Here is a 19,716-nt window from a genome sequence, read left to right as displayed (position 1 = left end):
TTAATTAATTAAGGTGGTTAGTGGCGTGTGTGGGGTGCTGTCGGGATGGCCGGGACAAAATGATTGTATCAAATTGTCCGGTGCTGTATCGTTTTGTCCGTACACTATTCCGGAGAGTGCGCCATGGCATGCATCTACATCTGCGACGACGAGCAGGGAATCCTGCGCTATCTGTCAAAACTGCTGAAAACCCACGGATATGCGGTGGAGAGTTTCACCGGCGGCCGGTCGCTCCTGGCCCGGCTGGAGGCGGCTCCCGGCGTACCGGCGCTGTTGCTGCAGGATGTGCGGATGCCGGACCTCGACGGTATCGAGGTGCTCAAACGGGTCAGGCGGCTGGCGCCGGAGCTGCCGGTGGTGGTGATGACCGCCCACGGCACCGTGGACGACGCGGTGCATGCCATCAAGCTGGGGGCCTACGATTACGTGATGAAACCGTTCCCCAAGGAGAAAATCCTGGGGGTGCTGGCCAGGGCGCTGGAACACCGTCAGTTGACGGAGGAAAACCGCCGGCTGCGGGATGAACTGCAGCGGGGGGACGACACCCCGCCGGTCTTTGCCTCCCCCCGCTTCCGGCAGGTGTACGACCTGACCCTGCAGGTGGCGGCCAGCGACGCCAATATCCTGATCCTGGGGGAGTCGGGTACCGGCAAGGAGCTGATCGCCCGTACCGTGCACGGCAACAGCCTGCGCCGGTCCAAGCCGTTCGTCTCGCTCAACTGCGCCGCGCTTGCCGACAGTCTGCTGGAAAGCCAGTTGTTCGGCCATATGCGGGGAGCCTTCACCGGCGCGGTGCTGAACCAGAAGGGACTGCTGGAGGAGGCGGACGGCGGCACCCTGTTTCTGGACGAGATCGGCGACGTGAGTGCCGCGGTGCAGGCCAAGCTGTTACGGGTGATCCAGGAGAAGGAGTTCATCCCCATCGGCGCCACCCGGGCCAGAACCGTGGATGTCCGCTTCGTGGCCGCCACCAACCGCGACCTGCAGCAGGAGGTGGCCGAGGGGCGCTTCCGGGAGGACCTCTACTACCGGCTGAACGTGATCTCCCTCACCATTCCGCCGCTCCGGGAGCGGCCCGAGGATGTGGCACCGCTGGCCCATCACTTCCTGCGCCGCTTTGCGGCCCGCATGAAGAAGGAGGTACACGGCATCGAGCCCGAGGCCCTGCGCTCGCTGGGCAGCTACCACTGGCCCGGCAACGTGCGGGAGCTGGAAAACGTGATCGAGCGGGCCGTGATCCTGGCCCGGGGCAGCCTGCTCACCGCCGATCTGCTGCCGGTCTGCAGTCGGCCGGCGCCGGCACCGGCCGCCGATGAAGCGGTGCCGGCGCTGTCGCTGGATGAGCTGGAGCGGCGGCATATCCTGGGAGTCTACCGCCACAACGGCGGGCACAAGAGCAAAACCGCGGAAATTCTGGGGATCTCCCGCAAGACCCTGGACCGCAAGCTGGCGGAGTACGGCGTACAATGACGAACGGACAGGGTACGGACCCGCGTCTGCGCCGGCGGCTGCTGCTGACAACACTGCTGCCGCTGCTGACGGCGCTTCTGGTGGGATGGCTCTTGGGGGACCGCCTGATCGCGGCGCGGATCGCCGGCCAGGCCCAGGAGGAAGCCCGCAACGATCTGGGAACCGCCGCCGAACTGCTGCAGGGGGAGCTGAACCGGCTGGCCGAGGGAGTGCAGTTGATCGGCCGCAGTCCCGGCCTAGCCCGCAGCCTTGCCGACGGCCGCACCCCCGAGCTGGCCCGGCTGCTGGACCTGCTCTCGGGCAGCCGCGGCTACAGCTTCCTGAGCGTGGTGGACCGCTACGGCCAGGTGCGCTATCGCAGCGCCCATCCGGAGCGGGCCGGGGATACCCTGCGCCACTTGAAACCGGTGGCCGATGCCCTGGCCGGCCGGCCGGGGCAGGGGCTGGTGCTGCTTTCGCCCCTGCAGGCCGGCCAGGAGAACCCGGACCTGCCCCGGCAGATGCTGGTGACGCTGCAGCCGTCGCCCCATGCCCCGAGCACCACCCGTACCGCGGAACAGCGGGGCCTGTTTTTGACCGCCGCCGCGCCGGTGCTGGGTGAGGACGGTGCGGTGAGCGGCGCCCTGTTCGCCGGCCTGCTGCTGAACAACAACGAGCGGCTGGCGGACCGGATCACCCGGCTCATCGCCCCCCAGCAGCGGGAGGAGGGGCTGCGCCAGTCCGCCACCATCTTCCTGGATGATGTGCGTATCGCCACCACCGTTGAGGATGAACAGGGCCGGCGGGCCACCGGCACCCGTCTTTCCGCCGAGGTGGCCGCCACCGTGCTGCAGCGGGGGGAGCGCTGGATCGCGCCGGCCTATGTGCTCAAGGAGCGCACCTTTGCCGCCTACGAGCCGCTGCGGGACCCGCAGGGGAACGTGGTCGGCGCCCTCTACGTGGGGGTGCCGGAGCGTCCCTACGTTCAGTTGCGCTGGACCCTGAACCTGACCTTTGCCGCCCTGCTGCTGGGGCTGACCCTGCTGGCGGTCTGGCTGACCACCGGGCTGGGACGGCAACTGGCGGAACGGCAGCGGGAGATCGGCGCGCTCAACCGCACCCTGGAGGAAAAGGTGCGCCAGCGCACCCGCGAGCTGGAGGAAAAGAACCGGCGCCTGCGGGAGACCGAAAAGGAGCTGGCCCGTTCCGAGCGGCTGGCCGAGCTGGGGATGCTCTCCGCCGGGGTGGCCCACGAGATTAACAACCCCCTGGCCATTATCCGCGGTAACGCCGAGCTGCTGCAGATGTCCCTGCCGGAAGGGTCGGACCTGCAGGAGGAGGTAACGGAGATTCTGGACCAGAGTGGCCGGATCAACCGGATCGTGGGGGGGCTCTTGACCCTGGCCCGCCAGGACCGGCGCCAGGTGAGCCGCTTTGAGGCCGCGCCGCTCCTGGACGAAATCCTGGACCGGATCGGCCACCAGCTGCCGCTGGCGGGCGTCGACGTGGAGCGGGATTACCGCCGGACCCCCTGCCTGCTGGAAGGGGACCGGGAGCAGTTGCGCCAGGTGTTCACCAACCTGATCCTGAACGCCCTGGAGGCGATGGAGGGGGAGGGAACCCTCTCCGTCGGCGCCGATGTCGATCCCGGCAGCACCAGCAGCATCACTGTGGCCGACAGCGGCCCCGGTATTGCGCCGGAGCAGCGGGAGCGGTTGTTTACTCCCTTCTTCACCACCAAACAGAACGGCACCGGCCTGGGACTGGCGGTCTCCTGGGCCATTGTCCGCAACCACGGCGGTACCATCGACGTTCAAAGCGTTCCCGGTGCCGGCGCCCGTTTTGCCGTTATCCTGCCATCACCATCCTCCTGACCGCTCCTTTTGCTGTTTCACGTCGGCCGCTCGCCCCCTGCGCCCGTATCGGCTACCCATCTGCAAAAATCTGTTGACAGCAGTACCATGACCGAGGATATTTTTATACGACGTTCAAAATTAAACATCGTGCAGGTATGTGAGATGGCAAAACAGGAACCGGGCAGGCGGGAGCGAAAAAAGGACGAGACGCGGCAGCGGATCGTGGAACGGGCCATGGAGCTGGTTGCGCGGCAGGGCTACGAGGAGGTCACCATGGAACAGATCGCCGCAGCGGCCGACGTGGCCAAGGGGACCCTCTACAACTACTTTCCGGTGAAAGAGGCGATCGTCGGTGCCTATATGCGCACCTGTGCGCGCCGGGCGGCGCCGGAGGTGGCACGGCTGGTTGCGGAGGCTGCCGACACCCGTGAGCGGCTCATGGGGCTGTTCGTCGGAGTAGCGCAGTGGCAGGGGGAACAGCGGGAATTGTACCGTCATTATCTCGCCTACCGGATGCCGCAACTGCTGGAATCCCTGCGCAACCCGGAGCTGCGCAGCGGGTTCGAGCAGAACCTGCAGCTGATCATCCAGCGGGGGGTTGATGACGGCGAATTGCGCGGCGACCTTCCAGTCGCCACCCTCTCCGGGTACCTGGAGTCGGCCTACCTGATGGTGATGCTGAGCTGGCTGGCGTTGGACGACTACGACTATAAGGCCGGTCTGCTGCAGATGGTGGATATGTTCCTGAGCGGCGCACAGCTGCAGCCAGGGGGGGCGCGCCATGAATCGTGAACCGTCGCTGGTGCTGGGGTGGGAGCGGGCTTTTTCGGCCGGTCCCGCGGTGGTGGGGGGCAAGGGATGGAACCTGGCGCGCCTGGACCGCTACGGTTTTCCGGTACCCCGTGGCGTGGTGCTGGCGGCGGCAGCCTACGAGGCCTTCATTGAAGCCAACAAGCTGCAGGATACGGTCAGGGAGATCGCCGACCGCCTGACCGCCGCCGACCTGATCTCCCCTGAAGGGCGCAATCGCCTGGCCGGCCTGTGTCGCCGGATCGGGGAAGGGACCATGCCGCCGGAGGTCGCGGCGGCGGTGGATGACGGCCTGACCGCTGCCGGGCTGGCAGGCCTTCCCCTGGCGGTGCGCTCCTCGGCTGTCGCCGAAGACGGTGAACGGGCATCCTTTGCCGGCATTCACGACTCGTTCCTGAATATCCAGGGGCTGTCCTGCGTGCTGGCGGCGGTGATCAACTGCTACCGTTCTCTCTGGAGCGAGCGGGCCGTGGTCTACCGTCGCAGGATGGGGATCAGCGACTACGCTGTGGCGCCGGCGGTGGTGCTGATGGAGCTGGTGCCGGCGGTGAGCGCCGGTGTTGCCTTCAGTTGCGATCCGGTGAGCGGCCGGGGGGATCGTCTGGTGATCGCGGCCAATTTCGGCCTGGGGGAGTCGGTGGTGGGAGGGGTCGTGGAGCCGGACCAGTACCAGCTGGCTTCCGGCACGCGGAACGGGGAGCTGCACGTACTGGAGCGCCGGATCGGCAGCAAGCTGTTCGGGAGCCGGACCGTGGCCGGCGGCGGGACGGCCTTGCGGCAGCGGACGGAACGCGCCGGAACCGTTGTCCTCAACGACGACGAACTGCTGGTCCTGGGGCGGCTTACCCGGCAGGTGTTCCTGGCCCTCGGCCAGGGAGAGCGGCACCAGGATGTCGAGTGGGTCCATGACGGCAGCCGCTTCCACCTGGTGCAGGCACGGCCGGTAACGGCGCTGCCCTCCGCAACCTACCCGGCGCTGCGGGAGCAGCCGGAGCTCTGGTCCAACGCCAATTTCCGCGATGCGGTGCCGATGGTGCAGACCCCCTTCAACTGGAGCGTGAGCCGGCTGATGATCGAACAGGTCTTCACCTGCCAGTATGCCGCCGCCGGGTACCGGATCGACCTCACGGTCCCCCGCTGCCGGCTGTTCAACGGCCGTCCCTACTTCAACCTGGCGGTGCTGCAGTGGGAGTGCTACGACGCCTACGGCATCACGCCCGCCGACTACAACCGCTTCATCGGCGGCCACCAGCCGGAAATCAAGCTTCCTGCCGGAGAACCGGCACGTTTGAAGCTGAAACGCCTGATGGCCAACCTGCGACTGCTGCAGGTGCTGGGACGCATCCGTCGCCATGCCGCCACCACCTTCCATACATTCACCTCCTGCGTGGACGACCTGCGCCGCCGTGACCTGACGCTGCTGGACGACCGGGGACTGTTGGCGCTGATCCGGGAGGGGGAGCGGCTGGCACAGCGGATTGACCCGATCATGGTGATGTTGGGGACCAGCGGTGCGGTCTTTGCCGTGCTCCAGCCGCTGCTGGAGCGCTTTCTGCCGGGGCGCGGCCAGGCGCTGACCACGGCCCTGCTGGCAGGCCAGGAGGGAATCACCAGCGCCGACCATGGGCTGCGGCTGCTGGAGCTGGCCCGGATGGTGGGAGACGATCCCGACGCCCGTGCCTTTTTCAGTGCGGAACCGTTCCGGCCGGAGCAGTGGCGTGCCATCCCGATCCGCTCCCCCTTCCGGCGGGAGTTCGGCACGTTCCTGGATGAATACGGCCACCGCTGCGTCTATGAGCTGGATTTCAGCAACCCCCGCTGGCATGAGGACCCGCGCTATCTGTTGACCACCATCCGGGGCATGCTGGATAACGCCGACCCGGAGGCGGTGCGGCGGCGACAGCGGGAGACCAGCCGGCGGGCTTGGGACGAGGTGCGTGCCGGGGTGCCCCGTCTGCTGCACGGGCTGGTACGGCGTCTGGTGCGGATGGGCGGCACGGATGCCGCCAACCGGGAAATGGCCAAGTCGGTGCTGGTGCGGCTCGCGGACACCTATCGACGGATCGCGCTGGAGCTGGGGGAGCGGCTGCGGCAGCGGGGTCTGCTGGAACAGCGGGACGACGTCTTCTTCTGCTACTGGACGGAACTGCTGGAGCTGCTGACCGGAGCATGGGACGGCGCGGGGCTGCCGCTGCGGGTGGTTGACCGGCGGGAGCAGCACGAGGAGTGGCTGGCCCTGGATGCACCGGACCTGATCCGGGGGGAGACCCCCCACTACGTCGACCAGCAGCCGTCGGAGCGGGGGGATCACCTGAGCGGCCTGGGGGTTGCCGCCGGCCGGGCCCGGGGAGCGGCCCGGCTGGTCCGTCATCCGGAGGAGGGAGAACGCCTGCAGCATGGCGACGTGCTGGTGGCCCCTTCCACCGACCCGGCCTGGACACCGCTCTTTCTCAAGGCATCGGCGCTGGTGGCGGAAACCGGCGGCTTCATCTCACACGGCGCCATCGTGGCGCGGGAGTACGGCATCCCGGCCGTGGTCAACGTGGCCGGCGCCCTGAAGCGGATCAACGACGGCGGCATGCTGACGGTGGATGGCGATCGGGGCATTGTGCAGGTGGAGTAGGTCCTGCGGCTGTCCCGTGGCTGGCGTGCGTTGCCTGAGGATCATCTTGGGCGCACTGGTGGTACGCCATTCAAGGTGTTGTATTTCATGGGAAATCCGGCAAAGGCCTTGCGGTGGGGCTATGATTGTGCTAGCAATGTGTTAATTATGGTTAACAGTGTTAAGATAATGGGCTTCAAAGAGCGGCAACAGAAACATAAGGAGGAATTCAGGGCAGAAATCCTGAAGGCCGCCGTGGCGCTCTTCGCCGAGGAAGGGTACGCCAAGTTTTCCATGCGCAAGCTGGCCGCCCGGATCGGCTACTCGCCGACCACCATCTATCTCTACTTTCGCGACAAGGACGACCTGCTGCTGCATATCTGCGAGAACCTGTACGCCGCATTGTTGCAGGAAATGCAGGAGCTGCGCACGCTGCCCCTGCCGCCGGAGCAGATTCTGAAGGCCACGTACCTGAGTTACATCCGCTACAACCTCGCCAATCCCGAGCAGTACAAGGTGGTCTTCTTTTCAAATCCCTATCTGTACGGCCGGCCGGAGGACTATTTCGCGCGGGATACCATGTCGAACCGCTGCTGGCGGAATATGTGCGAAACTATCGATGCCTGCATGCAGAGCGGCTATTTTCGGCCGCTCGACCGCGATACGCTTGCGATCGTGCTCTGGAGCGCCATGCACGGTCTGGTCTCCAGCCTGATTTTTACCAAGGACTTTCCCATGCCCGATCCCGATGTCATGGCGGAAATGCTGCTTGACGGTCTGCTGAACGGCTATAGAGCGTAAATTTTTTTGTATTTATGGTTAACGGTGTTAATCAATGTTACTGATGTTAAGAGGTGAATGGTGGAAAAGACAAATAAGACGATATTCAGCGTGATAGACGGCGGCAAGAAACCTTCCCCGCGGAGCAGGCAGGCCGAGTGTGGGGAGACGGGTGGATTGGGCGGGGTGGCAACGGATGCGGCCGCTTTTCTCGCCGCGCAGCAGCAGGAAGACGGGCACTGGGTGTTTGATCTTGAGGCGGATGTGACCATTCCGGCGGAATATGTGATGTTGCAGCGGTTCATTGGCCGGGAGATCGCCCCGGAGGTGGCGGAGCGGCTGACGGCCTATATTCTGGACCGCCAGATGCCGGACGGCAGTTGGCCGTTGTACGCCGTTGACGGCAACGCCAACATCAGCGCCAGCGTCAAGGCGTACTTCGCTCTGAAGCTGCTGGGGCATGACAAAAATGCCCCGCACATGGTCAGGGCCCGTCGGATCATTCTGGCGCTGGGCGGGGCGGAGACGAGCAACGTCTTTACCCGCATCACCCTGGCCCTCTTCGGCCAGGTGCCGTGGCACACCCCCCCGGCCATGCCGATCGAGATCATGCTGCTGCCGGGCTGGTTCTTCTTTCACTTGCAGAAGGTGGCCTACTGGTCCCGCACGGTTATTGTGCCGCTGCTGATGCTGTACGCCACCAAACCGGTCTGCCGGCTGCGGCATGACGAAGGGATAGCGGAGCTGTTCCGGACACCGCCGGACATGCTGGTGCACCTGGACCGTTTCAAACCGCGGAACTGGCGGAAAAACGCCTTCATTCTGCTGGACCGGGTGCTGAAGCGCACCATGCATCTGATACCCCGCCGCATCAACCGGCACGCCCTGGCCGAGGCGGAGCGCTGGACCAGGGCGCGGATGCAGGGAGACGGCGGTATCGGCGCCATTTACCCGGCCATGGCCAATGCGGTCATGGCCCTGAAAACCCTGGGATATGGCGACGACGACCCCGATTACCGGCGCGGACTGGAGGCCATCGACAACCTGATGACCCACCCCGGAACGCAGACATTCGGCATCCCGGCGGAAGGGAACGGCGGCTACAGTTCGTCCAGCTCCTCGTCGGCCGCCCCGGATCTCTATCCGGCAGCCTGGAGCGATTCGGCGCGAAGCATATCGCACAGCTTCTGCCAACCCTGCAATTCACCGGTGTGGGACACCTGCATGAGCCTGACCGCTCTGTGCGAGGCGGGTTACGACGGCCGGCAGATAGAGCAGGCCATGGCATGGCTCTTGGCGAAACAGGTCACCGTGCCGGGAGACTGGTCCGACCGCAGTCCGGAATTGGTTCCCGGCGGCTGGGCCTTTCAGTACGAAAACGCACGCTATCCGGACGTGGACGACACGGCCAAGGTGCTGATGAGCCTGTTCCGCGCCGGAGCACTGGAGCGGCCGGAATACCGGGAGCAGATCGAGCGGGCGGTAAACTGGGTGCTGGGTATGCAGAGCTCCGACGGGGGCTGGGGCGCTTTTGACATCGATAACAACCGTTACTACCTGAACGACATCCCCTTTGCGGACCATGGCGCCCTGCTGGACCCCAGCACGGCCGACCTCACCGGCAGGTGCATCGAACTGCTCGGCATGCTCGGGCACGGCCCGGACTATCCGCCCGTTGCCAGGGCGATCGCCTTCATCAAAAAGGAGCAGGAGCCGTTCGGCGGCTGGTTCGGGCGCTGGGGGGTCAACTACATTTACGGCACCTGGTCGGTGCTGTCCGGGCTGCACCAGGCCGGTGAGGATATGAGCAGCCCCTACGTACGGAAAGCGGTGCAGTGGCTCATATCATGCCAGAACAGTGACGGCGGCTGGGGGGAGACCTGCGCAAGCTATGACGATCCCTCCCTGGCCGGCAGCGGCGCCAGTACGGCCTCCCAGACCGCCTGGGCGTTGCTGGCGCTGATGGCGGCGGGTGAAGCCGGTCACGCCGCGGTCGCTGCCGGGGTCGGCTACCTGACGGAACGCTATGACAACGGCTGGGAGGAACCGCAGTTCACCGGCACCGGTTTTCCCCGCGTCTTCTACCTGCGCTACCACGGCTACCGCCTGTTCTTTCCGGTCTGGGCGCTGGCTGTGTACCGCCGCTACACAAGCGGCGCCGACACCGTGCAGACGCTGGTGAAAAAACAGGGCAGGGCGTCGGGGAGACGGCCCGCCTTCCCCCTGGCTGTGCAGGCGCACGCCTCGTAGCTAGCAAGAGTGTAGTGTTCGCCGTCATGGCTCCCCCCTTCCAACCTCCCCCCGCTGGGGGGAGGCGTCGTGTTGTGTCTTCCTCTTCAGGAGGGGGAGGGATGGCAAGGAGGAATTCGATGGTGCAGGATGCCTAGCTTACGCGGTGAATCAGTGCCGCCGGATGCTGCACGGTGCGCTGGTAGCTGACCGCCGGCGGGCCGAAGGCCATGCAGTAGCCGACGGCATGGTCGTCCGGAATCCCCAGCCACTGGCGGGCCGCCGGTACCAGTTGGGTGATGGCCAGGGTGGCCAGGCCGTCCCAGACCGTGCCGACGCCGTTGACCCGGGCGTACAGTTCAAAGTAGGACAGGGCGATCAGGCAGTCCTGGGCCGGGGTCACCACCGCCTGGGGGGCCGAGGCCACCAGAAAATGGGGCGCGCCCCGGAAGAGGATATCCTGCCCCTGCTCCTCCCAGACCCGCACGAAATCGGCATAGCGCTCAAAACCGGCCGGCAGGGCGTTCCGCCGCACCAGCTTCCCCAGCTCCTCCAGCAGGTTTGTCCGGAACTCGGCCATTTTCCGCCGGTCATCCACCACCGTGAAACGTACCTGCCGTGAGTTGACCCCGGTGGGGGCGTGCCAGGCCACCTCCAGCAACTGCTGCAGCAGCTCCGGGGCAAGGTTTTCATCCCGGTAGCGCCGCACCGAGCGGCGCCCCTTGATCAGGGTTGCCATCGCCTCGGGGGCGGGGAGCGTGCCGGTCAGCCCGGTGCACTGTTCCGGGGCCACCCCCAGGATGGAGATGGCGGCCGTGGGGCAGATTGCCAGGCAGTGCTGACATTTGTAACAGGCGGCCTCTTTTTCCGGAGCAATGGCCGGCAGGCCGTTCTCCAGGGAGATGATCCGGGGGGGGCAGTCGGCGGCGCAGGCGCCGCAGCGGGTACAGGTCCGGCTGTCAACGGTGAAGTTCAGCATGATGCCACTCCTTTCTCTGCAGGTTCGGTCGGGTATGCTTTTCATTTTCTCTGCCCTGCGATATATACAGGCACCGGCATGCGCACGGCAAGAGCCGGCCCGGCGCCGAAGGAGAAATCATGAATAACCTGATGCTGGTACTGTTGATGGCCTGCGGCGGGGTGGCGATAGCATTGCAGCCCTCCATCAATGCCCGCCTGGCCCAGAAAGTGGGGAGTTTTGAGAGCTCGCTGATCTCCTTTGCCGTGGGCACCCTCTGTCTGCTGGCGGTGGTACTGACGACCGGTCGGGGCAGCCTGCGCGGCGTCGTTGATGCGTCCTGGTGGGAGCTGACGGGCGGATTTTTGGGGGCTTTCTTCGTCACCATGACCATCATTGCGGTGCCGCGCATGGGAACCGCGGCGGTGATGGCGATCATCATCGCCGGGCAGTTGAGCACCGGCACCCTGCTCGACCATCTGGGGATGTTCGGCTTGCGCCAGGTACCGCTGACGCCGCTGCGGGGAGTGGGGATCGCCCTGCTCTGCCTGGGGGCTGCTCTGGTAGTCCGCCGTTGAAAGGGGCGGCAGCGGACAGTGGGGGAGTGCAGCTCTGTTTCAGGCCCTGAGCCTAATGCTGGCAGCGATTTCCGGTAGAGGGGCGTAGGCCGTGAGCGGAGCCGGGCCGTTGGGCAGCGGCTCGCTTCTGTCACCGGCCTGCTGCAGCTTGCGCTGTACCATGGCCCGTACCGAGCGATACAATCGCTTCAACTCTTCCAGCTCCTCCTGCGTCTGGCGATTTCCGGCAGGTGCCCCGGCCGGTTCGGCGTGGCCGCTGTCGGCAGCCTCCTTCCCCTGCGTGCCGGCTCCGTGCGCAGCGCTCCCTTCCGCACCGGGGGCATCTTCGGCAGCCGGCGCCTCTCCGGCAGGTGCTGTTTCCGGGACAGCAGTGTGCGTGCTGCCTGAACCGCCCGCTGCCCCCGTGGAAAAGGCGCCGGTGCCGCCTCCGCTGCCGTCTGCGGCCAGCGCTGCCAACTGCGCGGCAAGCTGCCGCAACTCCGCCTTCAGTGACTTTGCCGCCGCGGGGCTCATGAACGGAATCATCTGCTTCAGCATCCGCAGCCGCTCCTTGAGCATCCGGACCTTCTCGGCCCTGTCCTGGCGATCAGCGCTTTTCTTGTCCGGTACCTGCTTCATGAATGCCCGGGCATCAGCCAGTTCTTTCATTTGCCGTTCGTACCGTTCTGCCGCAACCGGCGTCGCAGCGTCGGGCAGGGCGGCAACCAGGCTGCGTTCGGAGCGGACCAAGGCAGGGATGTGCTGCTGTGCGATGCGGGACAACTCCATGGCTGTTGACCTCCTCTGTATGATATCGGCAGCGGGACGAGAAACTGCAGGACGGTGAAACGTCCCCGGCGCTTGTCGCTGTACAGCCAGGTCTGCTAGTATTTTGTGCATTACTGCTGTGCTGCTTCGGAGCTGACGGGGCAACCAGAATCAAGGAGGTAAGCCATGAAGAGTATCTGCGTGTACTGCGGTTCCAATACCGGAGCACGGGAAAGCTATCGCCAGGCGGCAGAGGAGCTGGGAGCCGAACTGGCCCGGCGCGGCATCACCCTGGTGTACGGCGGCGGCAATATCGGGCTGATGGGGGTGGTGGCCGACGCGGCCCTTGCGGCCGGGGGGCGGGTGATCGGCATCATCCCCCGGGCGTTGATGGACAAGGAGGTGGGGCATACCGGGCTGACCGAACTGCGGGTGGTGGCGTCGATGCATGAGCGGAAATCGTTGATGGCCGAACTGTCGGACGCTTTCATCGCCCTGCCGGGGGGCTTCGGCACCCTCGAAGAGCTCTGCGAGGTGGCCACCTGGACCCAGTTGGGCTTCCACCGCAAACCCTGCGGACTGCTGAACGTGGACGGCTTTTACGACGGTCTGCTTTCCTTTCTGGATCATGCCACCGCGGAGCGGTTCGTCCGCCCCGAGCACCGCGGCGTCGTGCTGACCTGCCGGCAGCCGGCGGAGCTGATCGACCGGCTGGCCACCTTCGAACTGCCGATCCTGCGCAAGTGGATTGACGAGGACCAGCGTTAACGGAGGAGCGTTCGCCGAGCGAGATCAGGGGAGCGGAAAGGTGCCGGCGGCCTGGGCCAGCAGGTAGTAGTCGTCCACCTCCTGAATGACGAAGTCGACAAATTCCCGGTTGGCCCGGGAGAGAGCGGCATTCTTCTTCCAGGCGATGGCCAGGTCCAGGAACAGGGGCTGATCGCAGGAGATGGCCGCCATTCCGGTGTCGTGGGCCACGACCATTCTGGGGAAAAAAGCAAGGCCCAGCTCTTCCCTGACCAGGCTGCGGGCCAGGGAAAACAGGTTTGATTCCGCCACGACTGCGGGGGTGATCCCGTCCCGCGCCGCCCGCTCCTCGATCAGCTCCCGCAGGTGGTACCCCTCGGTAAAATGAATCAGCGGCTCTGCCAGCAGTTCGCGCAGCGGGGCCTTCTTTCGAGCGGCCAACGGGTGGCTGCGGTGAACGCAGGCCACCACCTCGTCCCGCACCAGCAGGTGGGAATCCAGTCCCTCCGGCACCGTGCCGGCAATGACTCCCATGTCCAGGGCGCCGGAAGCGATCTTGCGCTGGATGTTCCGGGCGCTGTCACCGTTGATCGAGAGTTGCAGCGCCGGGTAGCGTCGCTTGAACAACGCCACGATCTGCGGGAAGAAAAAGCTGCTCAGCATCGGCGACAGACCCAATCGTACTTCACCCCGCAGCAGCCCCCGCAGCTCATCCAGCTCCTGCCGCGCCTCGCTCACCTGCTGCTCGATGATCCGCGCATGGCGCGCCAGCGCCTCCCCCTCGGCGGTCAGCGTAATCTTCCGGTCCCGCCGGTTGAAGAGCGCCACCTCCAGCTCCTCCTCCAGCTTGCGGATGGCAATGCTGAGAGCCGGCTGGGCAAGGTGCAACTTCTCCGCCGCCCTGGTGAAGTTCTCTGCCCGCGCCACCTCCAGAAAAAATCGCAACTGCCGTAGATCCATCGTTCCCCTCCCTCTGCCTTGATATAAATAAAATATATTGATGCGATAAAAACAATATATTTTATTTATTTTGAGGCGATGCCTATACTCCCGCCAGACTTTTCCGGAAGGAGCAGGCATGGCCGTCTATCTCGACTGCAACGCCACCACGCCGCTGGAACCGGCGGTGCTGGCGCTGGTGACCCGCTTTATGGAGCGGGATTACGGCAATGCCGCCAGCCCGATCCATGACTTCGGCGAGTTTGCCCGCATGGCGGTGGAGCATGCCCGCGGCCAGATCGCCGAGCTGGTGGCGGCGCGACGGGACGAGATCATCTTCACCAGCGGCGCCACCGAGGCCAACAACCTGGCCCTGCTGGGGCTGGTGCGGCACGGCCTGGCCACGGGGCGGTGCCACATTATTGCAACGGCCATTGAACACAAGGCGGTGCTGGAACCGCTGGCCGAGATGGAGCGGCTGGGGTTTGCGGTGGAACTGTTGCCGGTGGATGAATCAGGGCGGCTGGAGCCCCGGCGGCTGGCCGACGCCCTGCGGCCCGATACGTTGCTGGTTTCCACCATGCAGGTGAACAACGAGACCGGCGTCAGCCAGCCGATTGCGGAGCTGTCCGCCATACTGAAGGATCATCAGGCGTTCTGGCATGCGGATGCAGCCCAGGGGTTCGGCAAGGAGCTCGAGCCGCTGCGGAACCCGCGCCTTGACCTGATCAGCGTCAGCGGCCACAAGATGTATGGTCCCAAGGGGATCGGCGTGTTGATCGCCCGCAAGCGCGGTGACGCGTTCCCTCCGCTGCACCCGTTGATGTTCGGCGGCGGCCAGGAACAGGGCTTGCGTCCCGGTACCCTGCCGGTCCCCCTGATCGCCGGGCTGGGGGAGGCGGCCAAGCTGGCCCTGCGCAATCACCAAGAACGGGCCGAGTGCTGTCGCGCTTTCCGGCAGCGGCTGCTGGCGGCCCTGGCGCCGCTTGGGCCGGTGCTGAACGGCGACCAGCAGCAGGTACTGCCCCATACGGTCAATCTCTCCTTGCCGGGTATCCCGTCCGACCGGGCCATTACGGCCCTGAAACGGTTGATTGCCGTCTCCAGCACCTCGGCCTGCACCTCCCATACCCGTACCCCCAGCCATGTGCTGGCTGCCATGGGGCTTGAGGAACAGCGGATCGAGACCTCCATCCGCCTGTCCTGGTGTCATATGACGCCGGAGCCGGACTGGGACAAGGTGGTGGCGACATTGCAGTACCTGCGCAGAAGCTGAAACGTTGCCGGCATACGGCTGCGGGGCCGATCCGGTAGAAAGGAAACCACCGATGGATAGGTACGATGAACTGAAGCAGGCGGTGACGGAACAGTATGAGGAGGGGGAGCTGCCCAAATGGCTGGCCGACCCGGTGTTCGAGGTGGTGGCGAACCGGGAGCGGTATCAGGGGAAAGAGTACCTGATCGAACTCTTGACCGCCCAGTTGCGGGAGTACGACGTCTACGCCGAGGCCGGCTGCTGCAAATGGGCCTACGACCATGAGGATATCAAGCGGACGTTGCGCTGGCTGCACGACCAGTAACCGGGAGGAGACTATGGATGTTTTCGAGCAGTTGCGCCGGGTAACTGAACAGGCCCAGGCGGAAAACGACCTGCCCGACGTTCTGGCGGCGCGACTTTTCAGGATCGTCGAGCGGCCCGAGCTGTTCGACCGGTACCGTGGGGAGATCGCCGACCTGGCCGGCCAGGTGGAGCAGTACGACACCTACGCCCAGACCGGCTATATGGGAATGGGGGTCAACAATGTAATTCTGGACGGAGCGATCCGGCGTATGGAGGAAAAAGCGAGCCTGCCCCCGTAATTCCCGGAAATGTGCATGGAGCGCTACGGAATCACCACTTGAAGTAGCGCTTCGTCTCCTCCCGCACCACCCTTGAAAGCAGCAGCAGGCCGATGGCATTGGGGATGATCATCATGCCGTTCATCAGGTCCGAGAAGTTCCAGACAAACTCCAGCTTCATCATCGCCCCCACCAGCACCACGCAGACAAAGACCACCCGGTAGGGCTTGATCGCCTTTGGTCCGACAAGGTACTCAATCGCCTTCTCGCCGTAGTAGTTCCAGCCGATCAGGGTTGAGGCGGCAAACAGGGCCGTTGCCAGCGCCACCAGCAGCACGCCGGCAGGTCCCAGGCTGGCGCCGAAGCTGACGCTGGTCAGCTGCCCGGCGGGAACCCCCTCCGTCCAGGCTGTGTGGGTCAGGATCACCAGGGCGGTCATGGTGCAGACCACCAGGGTGTCGATAAAGGTCTGGGTCATGCTGACCAGGGCCTGCTTGACCGGGTCGCCGGTGCGGGCCGCTGCCGCCGCGATGGGGGCCGACCCCATGCCGGATTCGTTGGAGAAGACGCCGCGGGCGACACCGAAGCGCATCGCCGCTGCCACGGCGGCGCCGGCGAAACCGCCGGTGGCGGCAATCGGCGAGAAGGCGTGGGTTAAGATCAGGGAAAAGGCGTGGGGGATCTCGGCGGCATTCATCGCCAGTACCACAAGTCCGCCGGTAACATAGCCGAAGATCATGAACGGCACCATGACGGAGGTGGTTTTGGCAATCGATTTGATGCCGCCCAGAATCGCCAGTCCGCTGAACAGCATCAGCACCACTCCGGTGACCCAGGGTTCGACGTTGAAGGTTGCCTTGAAGATGGAGGCCACGGCATTGGCCTGGGTCATGTTGCCGATGCCGAAGGTGGCCAGGGCGGTAAACAGGGCGAACAGCCAGCCCAGCACCGGCAGATTGGCCCCCCTGGCCAGGTAGTACATCGGGCCGCCGCGCATGCCGTGGGGCCCTTTTTCACGGTACTTCACCGCCAGCACCGCCTCGGCGTACTTGGTGGCCATTCCCACCAGTCCGGTCATCCACATCCAGAAGACCGCGCCGGGGCCGCCCAGGGAGATGGCGGTGGCCACGCCGACGATGTTGCCGATGCCCACGGTTGCCGCCAGGGCGGTCATCAGTGCGGCAAAGTGGCTGATGTCGCCGTCACCGGCATGTTCCTTGTGCCAGATCAGGCGAAGGGCGTGGGGAAGCGCCCGGAACTGCATCCCCCGCAGGATGACGGTCAGGTAGAGGCCGGTGCCCACCAGCAGGAAGAGCATGGGCGGGCCCCAGACCCAGCCGGACAGGGTTGCAACAAGCTGTTCGAGTGTCTGCATCCGTACCTCCGTATCCCGTCTTGATGCCGCGATGATCGGTCTGGTCAAAAAATCTTAACGGTAGTGCTTTGTTTTGGGATCGGCAGTCAACAGATAAATTGCGGGCCGTGAAAAAAACTTGACTGATTAGACCGGTCGGTCTAGTTTCTGCGCCATGGAAAAGAAAGACACCCGCAGCGAGATTATCAGGATCGGCACCGAGCTGATCTCCCGCCAGGGCTACACCGCCACCGGCATCGACCTGGTGCTGAAGGAGGCCGGTGTGCCCAAGGGATCGTTCTATCACTATTTCAAAAGCAAGGAGGAGTTCGGCCTGGCGGTGATCGAGCTGTCCGCCGACTATTATGGCCAGCGCATTCTGGCGCTGTTGCAGGATAGGGCACTCTCCCCCCTGGGCCGCATCCGCAGGCTCCTGGATGGTTCGCTTGAGCGTCTCAGCCAGGAACAGTGCAGCAAGGGCTGTCTGATCGGCAACCTGGGCCAGGAGATGGCCGACCAGAATGAACGTTTCCGCGCCCGGCTGGACGAGGTGTTTGCCGACTGGAAACAGATGCTTGCCGGTTGTCTGCGGGAGGCGCGGGCGTGCGACGAGCTGGCTGCTGACGTTGATGTTGACGCGCTGGCCTCCTTCATCCTTTCCGGTTGGGAAGGGGCGATCCTGCGGGCCAAGGTGATGAAATCGGCGCAGCCGCTGCAGGATTTCATCCAGGTGCTCTTCAGCGCAACACTCCGGTAAAAAAATTTGCCGTAAAACTAGACGACCGGTCTAATGACTGCCGGCATCACCCAAAGGAGGGACAGAAGATGAAACAATCAGTGGGAGCAAAGACCATGGCCATGCCGACGCCGGTCTGGCTGGTGGGAACCTATGACGCCGACAACAAGCCCAACATCATGACCATTGCTTGGGGAGGCATCTGCTGCTCAACCCCGCCCTGCGTCACCGTGTCGCTGCGCAAGGCCACCCACAGCTATGCCGCCATTGAGGCCCGCAAGGCCTTTACCGTCAGCATTCCTTCGCAGGCCCAGGTGGCCGCGGCCGATTTTGCCGGGATCGTGTCCGGCCGCGATATCGACAAGTTTGCCGCCTGCAACTGGACCCCGGTGAAAAGCGAGCTGGTGGACGCCCCCTACGTGAGCGAGGCGCCGCTGGTGATCGAGTGCCGCCTGCTGCACACCCTGGAGATCGGCCTGCACACCCAGTTCGTGGGGGAGATCGTGGATATCAAGGCCGATGAGTCGGTGATCGGCGACAAGGGCTACCCGGACATCACCAAGGTGCAGCCCTTTGTCTGGGACTCCTGCCATCGCCGCTATTTCGGCCTGGGGGCGTATCTGGGCACCGCCTGGGAGATCGGCAAGACCATTACCGCGAAGGAGTCGTAAATGAAGATCGTCAGCCTGCTGGGAAGCCCCAGAACAAACGGAAACAGCGCCACCATTGCCGGGCACCTGCTGAAGAGCGCCGAGAGTCTTGGCGCCGAGACAACCGCCTTTGAGCTGAACCGCCTCACCTATCGTGGTTGCCAGGCCTGCTACGCCTGCAAGAAGGGCAGCGACGAGTGCGTGCTGAACGACGACCTGCGCGAGGTGCTGGAGGCGGTGCAGGCCGCCGATGCGGTGGTGCTGGCCTCGCCGGTCTATTACGGCGATGTCACCGCGCAGTTGAAAGGGTTCATCGACCGCACCTATTCCTTTCTGGTGCCGGACTACATGACGAATCCGCAGCCAAGCCGCCTTTCGCCCAAGAAGCTGGTCGTGGTGCTGGTGCAGGGGCATCCGGATGAAGCGCTGTTTGCCGATATTTTCCCCCGCTACGAGCAGTTTTTGAAATGGATGGGCTTTCACGAGATCAGCCTGATCCGCGTTTGCGGCATCGGTCCCGGCACGGTCGATGCGGTGCCGGAACATGCCCTGCGGCAGGCTGAGGAAACGGCAAAGGCGTTGCTGGCATAACAGTACGGCCACTACGGAGGAACCGAGTCATGGCAGATCAGCGGAAGAACTACAGCACAGAGCAGGTCGGCCCCCTTGAAACACTGCTTGAAAAGGAGTTCATGGGGTTTCACGGCAAATACTTCATCGGCAGGGAGCTGGGCCTCACCGGCTGCGAAGTCTCCCTCAACCGCCTGCCGGCGGGCAAGGCGATGCCGTTCATTCACAGCCACCAGAAGAACGAGGAGCTGTACATCGTGCTGCGCGGCAGCGGCATGTTTTACGTTGATGGCGACGAATTTCCCGTTCGGGAGGGAAGCCTGATCCGGGTCGCCCCGGAAGGAGAGCGGGGCTGGAAGGCCGGGGATGAAGACCTGTACTTCATCTGTATTCAGGCCGAAGCCGGCAGCCTGAGCCAGGCCACCCTGGAGGATGGTGTCAGGCGCGCCACCAGGGCTAGCTGGATGCAAAAGTAGCCGGCAGGCATGGCGGGGAGGAGCTGTGATGATCGACCAGGCGTTTGCCCATATTTTTGCCAATGAATGGATCGAGGCATGGAACAGCCATGACCTGGAGCGGATCCTTGCCCATTACGCCGCCGACTTCGAGATGAGTTCACCGGTGATCGCCCGGATCGCCGGTGAACCTTCCGGCATCCTGCGGGGCAGAGAGGCGGTGGGGGCGTACTGGGCCAGGGCGCTGCAACTGTTGCCGGACCTCCGCTTCGAGCTGATCAGCGTGCTTGCCGGCGTCAACAGTATTACCCTCTGCTATCACGGGGCACAGGGCCGTCTTGCTGCCGAGGTATTTCATTTCGGTCCGGACGGCAAGGTTGTCAGGGGTTTTGCCCATTATGGGGTGTAAAGATCGCA

General features: G+C 64.6%; 20 protein-coding genes. 16 read left to right on the top strand and 4 right to left on the bottom strand.

What is annotated here, in order from left to right:
* Positions 1 to 123 precede the first annotated feature (123 nt).
* The 6 genes from RAK07_RS13290 (at position 124) to shc (ending at position 9,747) form a co-directional block, all read left to right on the top strand.
* Positions 124 to 1,470, top strand: coding sequence for a sigma-54-dependent transcriptional regulator (locus RAK07_RS13290; RefSeq protein WP_305733316.1), 1,347 nt, complete (start codon positions 124 to 126; stop codon positions 1,468 to 1,470).
* The gene (locus tag RAK07_RS13285; RefSeq protein WP_305733315.1) at positions 1,467 to 3,323 is read left to right on the top strand and encodes a sensor histidine kinase; all 1,857 of its coding nucleotides are present in this window, start codon (positions 1,467 to 1,469) and stop codon (positions 3,321 to 3,323) included. Before RAK07_RS13290 ends, RAK07_RS13285 begins: the two co-directional genes overlap by 4 nt.
* Positions 3,324 to 3,467: 144 nt before the next feature.
* The gene (locus tag RAK07_RS13280; protein WP_305733314.1) at positions 3,468 to 4,097 is read left to right on the top strand and encodes a TetR/AcrR family transcriptional regulator; all 630 of its coding nucleotides are present in this window, start codon (positions 3,468 to 3,470) and stop codon (positions 4,095 to 4,097) included.
* Positions 4,087 to 6,738: a PEP/pyruvate-binding domain-containing protein gene (locus RAK07_RS13275; protein WP_305733313.1), complete on the top strand. Its 2,652-nt coding sequence runs from the start codon at positions 4,087 to 4,089 to the stop codon at positions 6,736 to 6,738. Before RAK07_RS13280 ends, RAK07_RS13275 begins: the two co-directional genes overlap by 11 nt.
* A gap of 147 nt (positions 6,739 to 6,885) precedes the next feature.
* On the top strand, positions 6,886 to 7,518 hold the full coding sequence (locus tag RAK07_RS13270; protein WP_305733312.1) for a TetR/AcrR family transcriptional regulator: 633 nt from the start codon (positions 6,886 to 6,888) through the stop codon (positions 7,516 to 7,518).
* A gap of 165 nt (positions 7,519 to 7,683) precedes the next feature.
* Complete coding sequence (shc, locus tag RAK07_RS13265) at positions 7,684 to 9,747, top strand: squalene--hopene cyclase (protein ID WP_305733311.1); 2,064 nt, start codon at positions 7,684 to 7,686, stop codon at positions 9,745 to 9,747.
* A 133-nt stretch (positions 9,748 to 9,880) separates the two neighbouring features.
* Here shc and RAK07_RS13260 read toward each other — a convergent pair whose 3' ends face one another.
* Positions 9,881 to 10,705, bottom strand: coding sequence for a nitroreductase family protein (locus RAK07_RS13260; RefSeq protein ID WP_305733310.1), 825 nt, complete (start codon positions 10,703 to 10,705; stop codon positions 9,881 to 9,883).
* A 119-nt stretch (positions 10,706 to 10,824) separates the two neighbouring features.
* Between RAK07_RS13260 and RAK07_RS13255 the strand changes: the two genes are divergently transcribed.
* The gene (locus RAK07_RS13255; RefSeq protein ID WP_305733309.1) at positions 10,825 to 11,262 is read left to right on the top strand and encodes a DMT family transporter; all 438 of its coding nucleotides are present in this window, start codon (positions 10,825 to 10,827) and stop codon (positions 11,260 to 11,262) included.
* 39 nt (positions 11,263 to 11,301) lie between these two features.
* Here the strand turns inward: RAK07_RS13255 and RAK07_RS13250 are convergent, their stop codons facing one another.
* Positions 11,302 to 12,030 (bottom strand): hypothetical protein, encoded by a 729-nt coding sequence (locus RAK07_RS13250; RefSeq protein ID WP_305733308.1) that lies wholly within the window; start codon positions 12,028 to 12,030, stop codon positions 11,302 to 11,304.
* 165 nt (positions 12,031 to 12,195) lie between these two features.
* Between RAK07_RS13250 and RAK07_RS13245 the strand changes: the two genes are divergently transcribed.
* Positions 12,196 to 12,777 carry an LOG family protein gene (locus tag RAK07_RS13245; RefSeq protein WP_305733307.1) on the top strand — a complete coding sequence of 194 codons (582 nt, stop codon included), beginning with the start codon at positions 12,196 to 12,198 and terminating at the stop codon, positions 12,775 to 12,777.
* A 24-nt stretch (positions 12,778 to 12,801) separates the two neighbouring features.
* Here the strand turns inward: RAK07_RS13245 and RAK07_RS13240 are convergent, their stop codons facing one another.
* Positions 12,802 to 13,716 carry a LysR family transcriptional regulator gene (locus tag RAK07_RS13240; RefSeq protein ID WP_305733306.1) on the bottom strand — a complete coding sequence of 305 codons (915 nt, stop codon included), beginning with the start codon at positions 13,714 to 13,716 and terminating at the stop codon, positions 12,802 to 12,804.
* Between the two features lie 118 nt (positions 13,717 to 13,834).
* On the opposite strand from RAK07_RS13240, the gene RAK07_RS13235 reads away from it, so the two are divergent.
* The 3 genes from RAK07_RS13235 to RAK07_RS13225 are packed head-to-tail and all read left to right on the top strand — an operon-like array spanning position 13,835 to position 15,555.
* Positions 13,835 to 14,971 carry a cysteine desulfurase family protein gene (locus RAK07_RS13235; protein ID WP_305733305.1) on the top strand — a complete coding sequence of 379 codons (1,137 nt, stop codon included), beginning with the start codon at positions 13,835 to 13,837 and terminating at the stop codon, positions 14,969 to 14,971.
* A gap of 52 nt (positions 14,972 to 15,023) precedes the next feature.
* Positions 15,024 to 15,275, top strand: coding sequence for a GSU3529 family protein (locus RAK07_RS13230; RefSeq protein ID WP_305733304.1), 252 nt, complete (start codon positions 15,024 to 15,026; stop codon positions 15,273 to 15,275).
* A 13-nt stretch (positions 15,276 to 15,288) separates the two neighbouring features.
* On the top strand, positions 15,289 to 15,555 hold the full coding sequence (locus RAK07_RS13225) for a GSU3529 family protein (RefSeq protein ID WP_305733303.1): 267 nt from the start codon (positions 15,289 to 15,291) through the stop codon (positions 15,553 to 15,555).
* Between the two features lie 31 nt (positions 15,556 to 15,586).
* On the opposite strand, the gene RAK07_RS13220 is transcribed toward RAK07_RS13225, so the two are convergent.
* Positions 15,587 to 16,909: an alanine/glycine:cation symporter family protein gene (locus RAK07_RS13220; protein ID WP_305733302.1), complete on the bottom strand. Its 1,323-nt coding sequence runs from the start codon at positions 16,907 to 16,909 to the stop codon at positions 15,587 to 15,589.
* A 154-nt stretch (positions 16,910 to 17,063) separates the two neighbouring features.
* Here RAK07_RS13220 and RAK07_RS13215 point away from each other — a divergent pair, with 154 nt between their 5' ends.
* From RAK07_RS13215 to RAK07_RS13195, 5 genes are all read left to right on the top strand, one after another.
* Positions 17,064 to 17,645, top strand: a complete 582-nt coding sequence (locus tag RAK07_RS13215; RefSeq protein WP_305733301.1) for a TetR/AcrR family transcriptional regulator — start codon at positions 17,064 to 17,066, stop codon at positions 17,643 to 17,645.
* Positions 17,646 to 17,713: 68 nt separating this feature from the next.
* Positions 17,714 to 18,295: a flavin reductase family protein gene (locus RAK07_RS13210; protein WP_305733300.1), complete on the top strand. Its 582-nt coding sequence runs from the start codon at positions 17,714 to 17,716 to the stop codon at positions 18,293 to 18,295.
* Positions 18,296 to 18,865 (top strand): flavodoxin family protein, encoded by a 570-nt coding sequence (locus RAK07_RS13205; RefSeq protein ID WP_305733299.1) that lies wholly within the window; start codon positions 18,296 to 18,298, stop codon positions 18,863 to 18,865. It abuts the gene before it with no gap.
* A gap of 29 nt (positions 18,866 to 18,894) precedes the next feature.
* Positions 18,895 to 19,320: a cupin domain-containing protein gene (locus tag RAK07_RS13200; RefSeq protein ID WP_305733298.1), complete on the top strand. Its 426-nt coding sequence runs from the start codon at positions 18,895 to 18,897 to the stop codon at positions 19,318 to 19,320.
* Between the two features lie 28 nt (positions 19,321 to 19,348).
* Positions 19,349 to 19,708, top strand: a complete 360-nt coding sequence (locus RAK07_RS13195; RefSeq protein ID WP_305733297.1) for a nuclear transport factor 2 family protein — start codon at positions 19,349 to 19,351, stop codon at positions 19,706 to 19,708.
* The last annotated feature ends 8 nt before the right edge of the window (positions 19,709 to 19,716 follow it).

Source organism: Trichlorobacter ammonificans, assembly GCF_933509905.1.
In the GTDB taxonomy this organism is placed as follows: Bacteria; Desulfobacterota; Desulfuromonadia; order Geobacterales; family Pseudopelobacteraceae; genus Trichlorobacter; species Trichlorobacter ammonificans.
This window is presented reverse-complemented; position numbering and strand designations above follow the sequence as displayed.

Bases quoted from the DNA above. Each gene is read 5' to 3' on its own strand.
- RAK07_RS13290 (WP_305733316.1), top strand. From the start codon at position 124: ATGGCATGCATCTACATCTGCGACGACGAGCAGGGAATCCTGCGCTAT.
- RAK07_RS13285 (WP_305733315.1), top strand. From the start codon at position 1,467: ATGACGAACGGACAGGGTACGGACCCGCGTCTGCGCCGGCGGCTGCTG.
- RAK07_RS13280 (WP_305733314.1), top strand. From the start codon at position 3,468: ATGGCAAAACAGGAACCGGGCAGGCGGGAGCGAAAAAAGGACGAGACG.
- RAK07_RS13275 (WP_305733313.1), top strand. From the start codon at position 4,087: ATGAATCGTGAACCGTCGCTGGTGCTGGGGTGGGAGCGGGCTTTTTCG.
- RAK07_RS13270 (WP_305733312.1), top strand. From the start codon at position 6,886: ATGGTTAACAGTGTTAAGATAATGGGCTTCAAAGAGCGGCAACAGAAA.
- RAK07_RS13260 (WP_305733310.1), bottom strand. From the start codon at position 10,705: ATGCTGAACTTCACCGTTGACAGCCGGACCTGTACCCGCTGCGGCGCC.
- RAK07_RS13255 (WP_305733309.1), top strand. From the start codon at position 10,825: ATGAATAACCTGATGCTGGTACTGTTGATGGCCTGCGGCGGGGTGGCG.
- RAK07_RS13250 (WP_305733308.1), bottom strand. From the start codon at position 12,030: ATGGAGTTGTCCCGCATCGCACAGCAGCACATCCCTGCCTTGGTCCGC.
- RAK07_RS13245 (WP_305733307.1), top strand. From the start codon at position 12,196: ATGAAGAGTATCTGCGTGTACTGCGGTTCCAATACCGGAGCACGGGAA.
- RAK07_RS13240 (WP_305733306.1), bottom strand. From the start codon at position 13,716: ATGGATCTACGGCAGTTGCGATTTTTTCTGGAGGTGGCGCGGGCAGAG.
- RAK07_RS13235 (WP_305733305.1), top strand. From the start codon at position 13,835: ATGGCCGTCTATCTCGACTGCAACGCCACCACGCCGCTGGAACCGGCG.
- RAK07_RS13230 (WP_305733304.1), top strand. From the start codon at position 15,024: ATGGATAGGTACGATGAACTGAAGCAGGCGGTGACGGAACAGTATGAG.
- RAK07_RS13225 (WP_305733303.1), top strand. From the start codon at position 15,289: ATGGATGTTTTCGAGCAGTTGCGCCGGGTAACTGAACAGGCCCAGGCG.
- RAK07_RS13220 (WP_305733302.1), bottom strand. From the start codon at position 16,909: ATGCAGACACTCGAACAGCTTGTTGCAACCCTGTCCGGCTGGGTCTGG.
- RAK07_RS13215 (WP_305733301.1), top strand. From the start codon at position 17,064: ATGGAAAAGAAAGACACCCGCAGCGAGATTATCAGGATCGGCACCGAG.
- RAK07_RS13210 (WP_305733300.1), top strand. From the start codon at position 17,714: ATGAAACAATCAGTGGGAGCAAAGACCATGGCCATGCCGACGCCGGTC.
- RAK07_RS13205 (WP_305733299.1), top strand. From the start codon at position 18,296: ATGAAGATCGTCAGCCTGCTGGGAAGCCCCAGAACAAACGGAAACAGC.
- RAK07_RS13200 (WP_305733298.1), top strand. From the start codon at position 18,895: ATGGCAGATCAGCGGAAGAACTACAGCACAGAGCAGGTCGGCCCCCTT.
- RAK07_RS13195 (WP_305733297.1), top strand. From the start codon at position 19,349: ATGATCGACCAGGCGTTTGCCCATATTTTTGCCAATGAATGGATCGAG.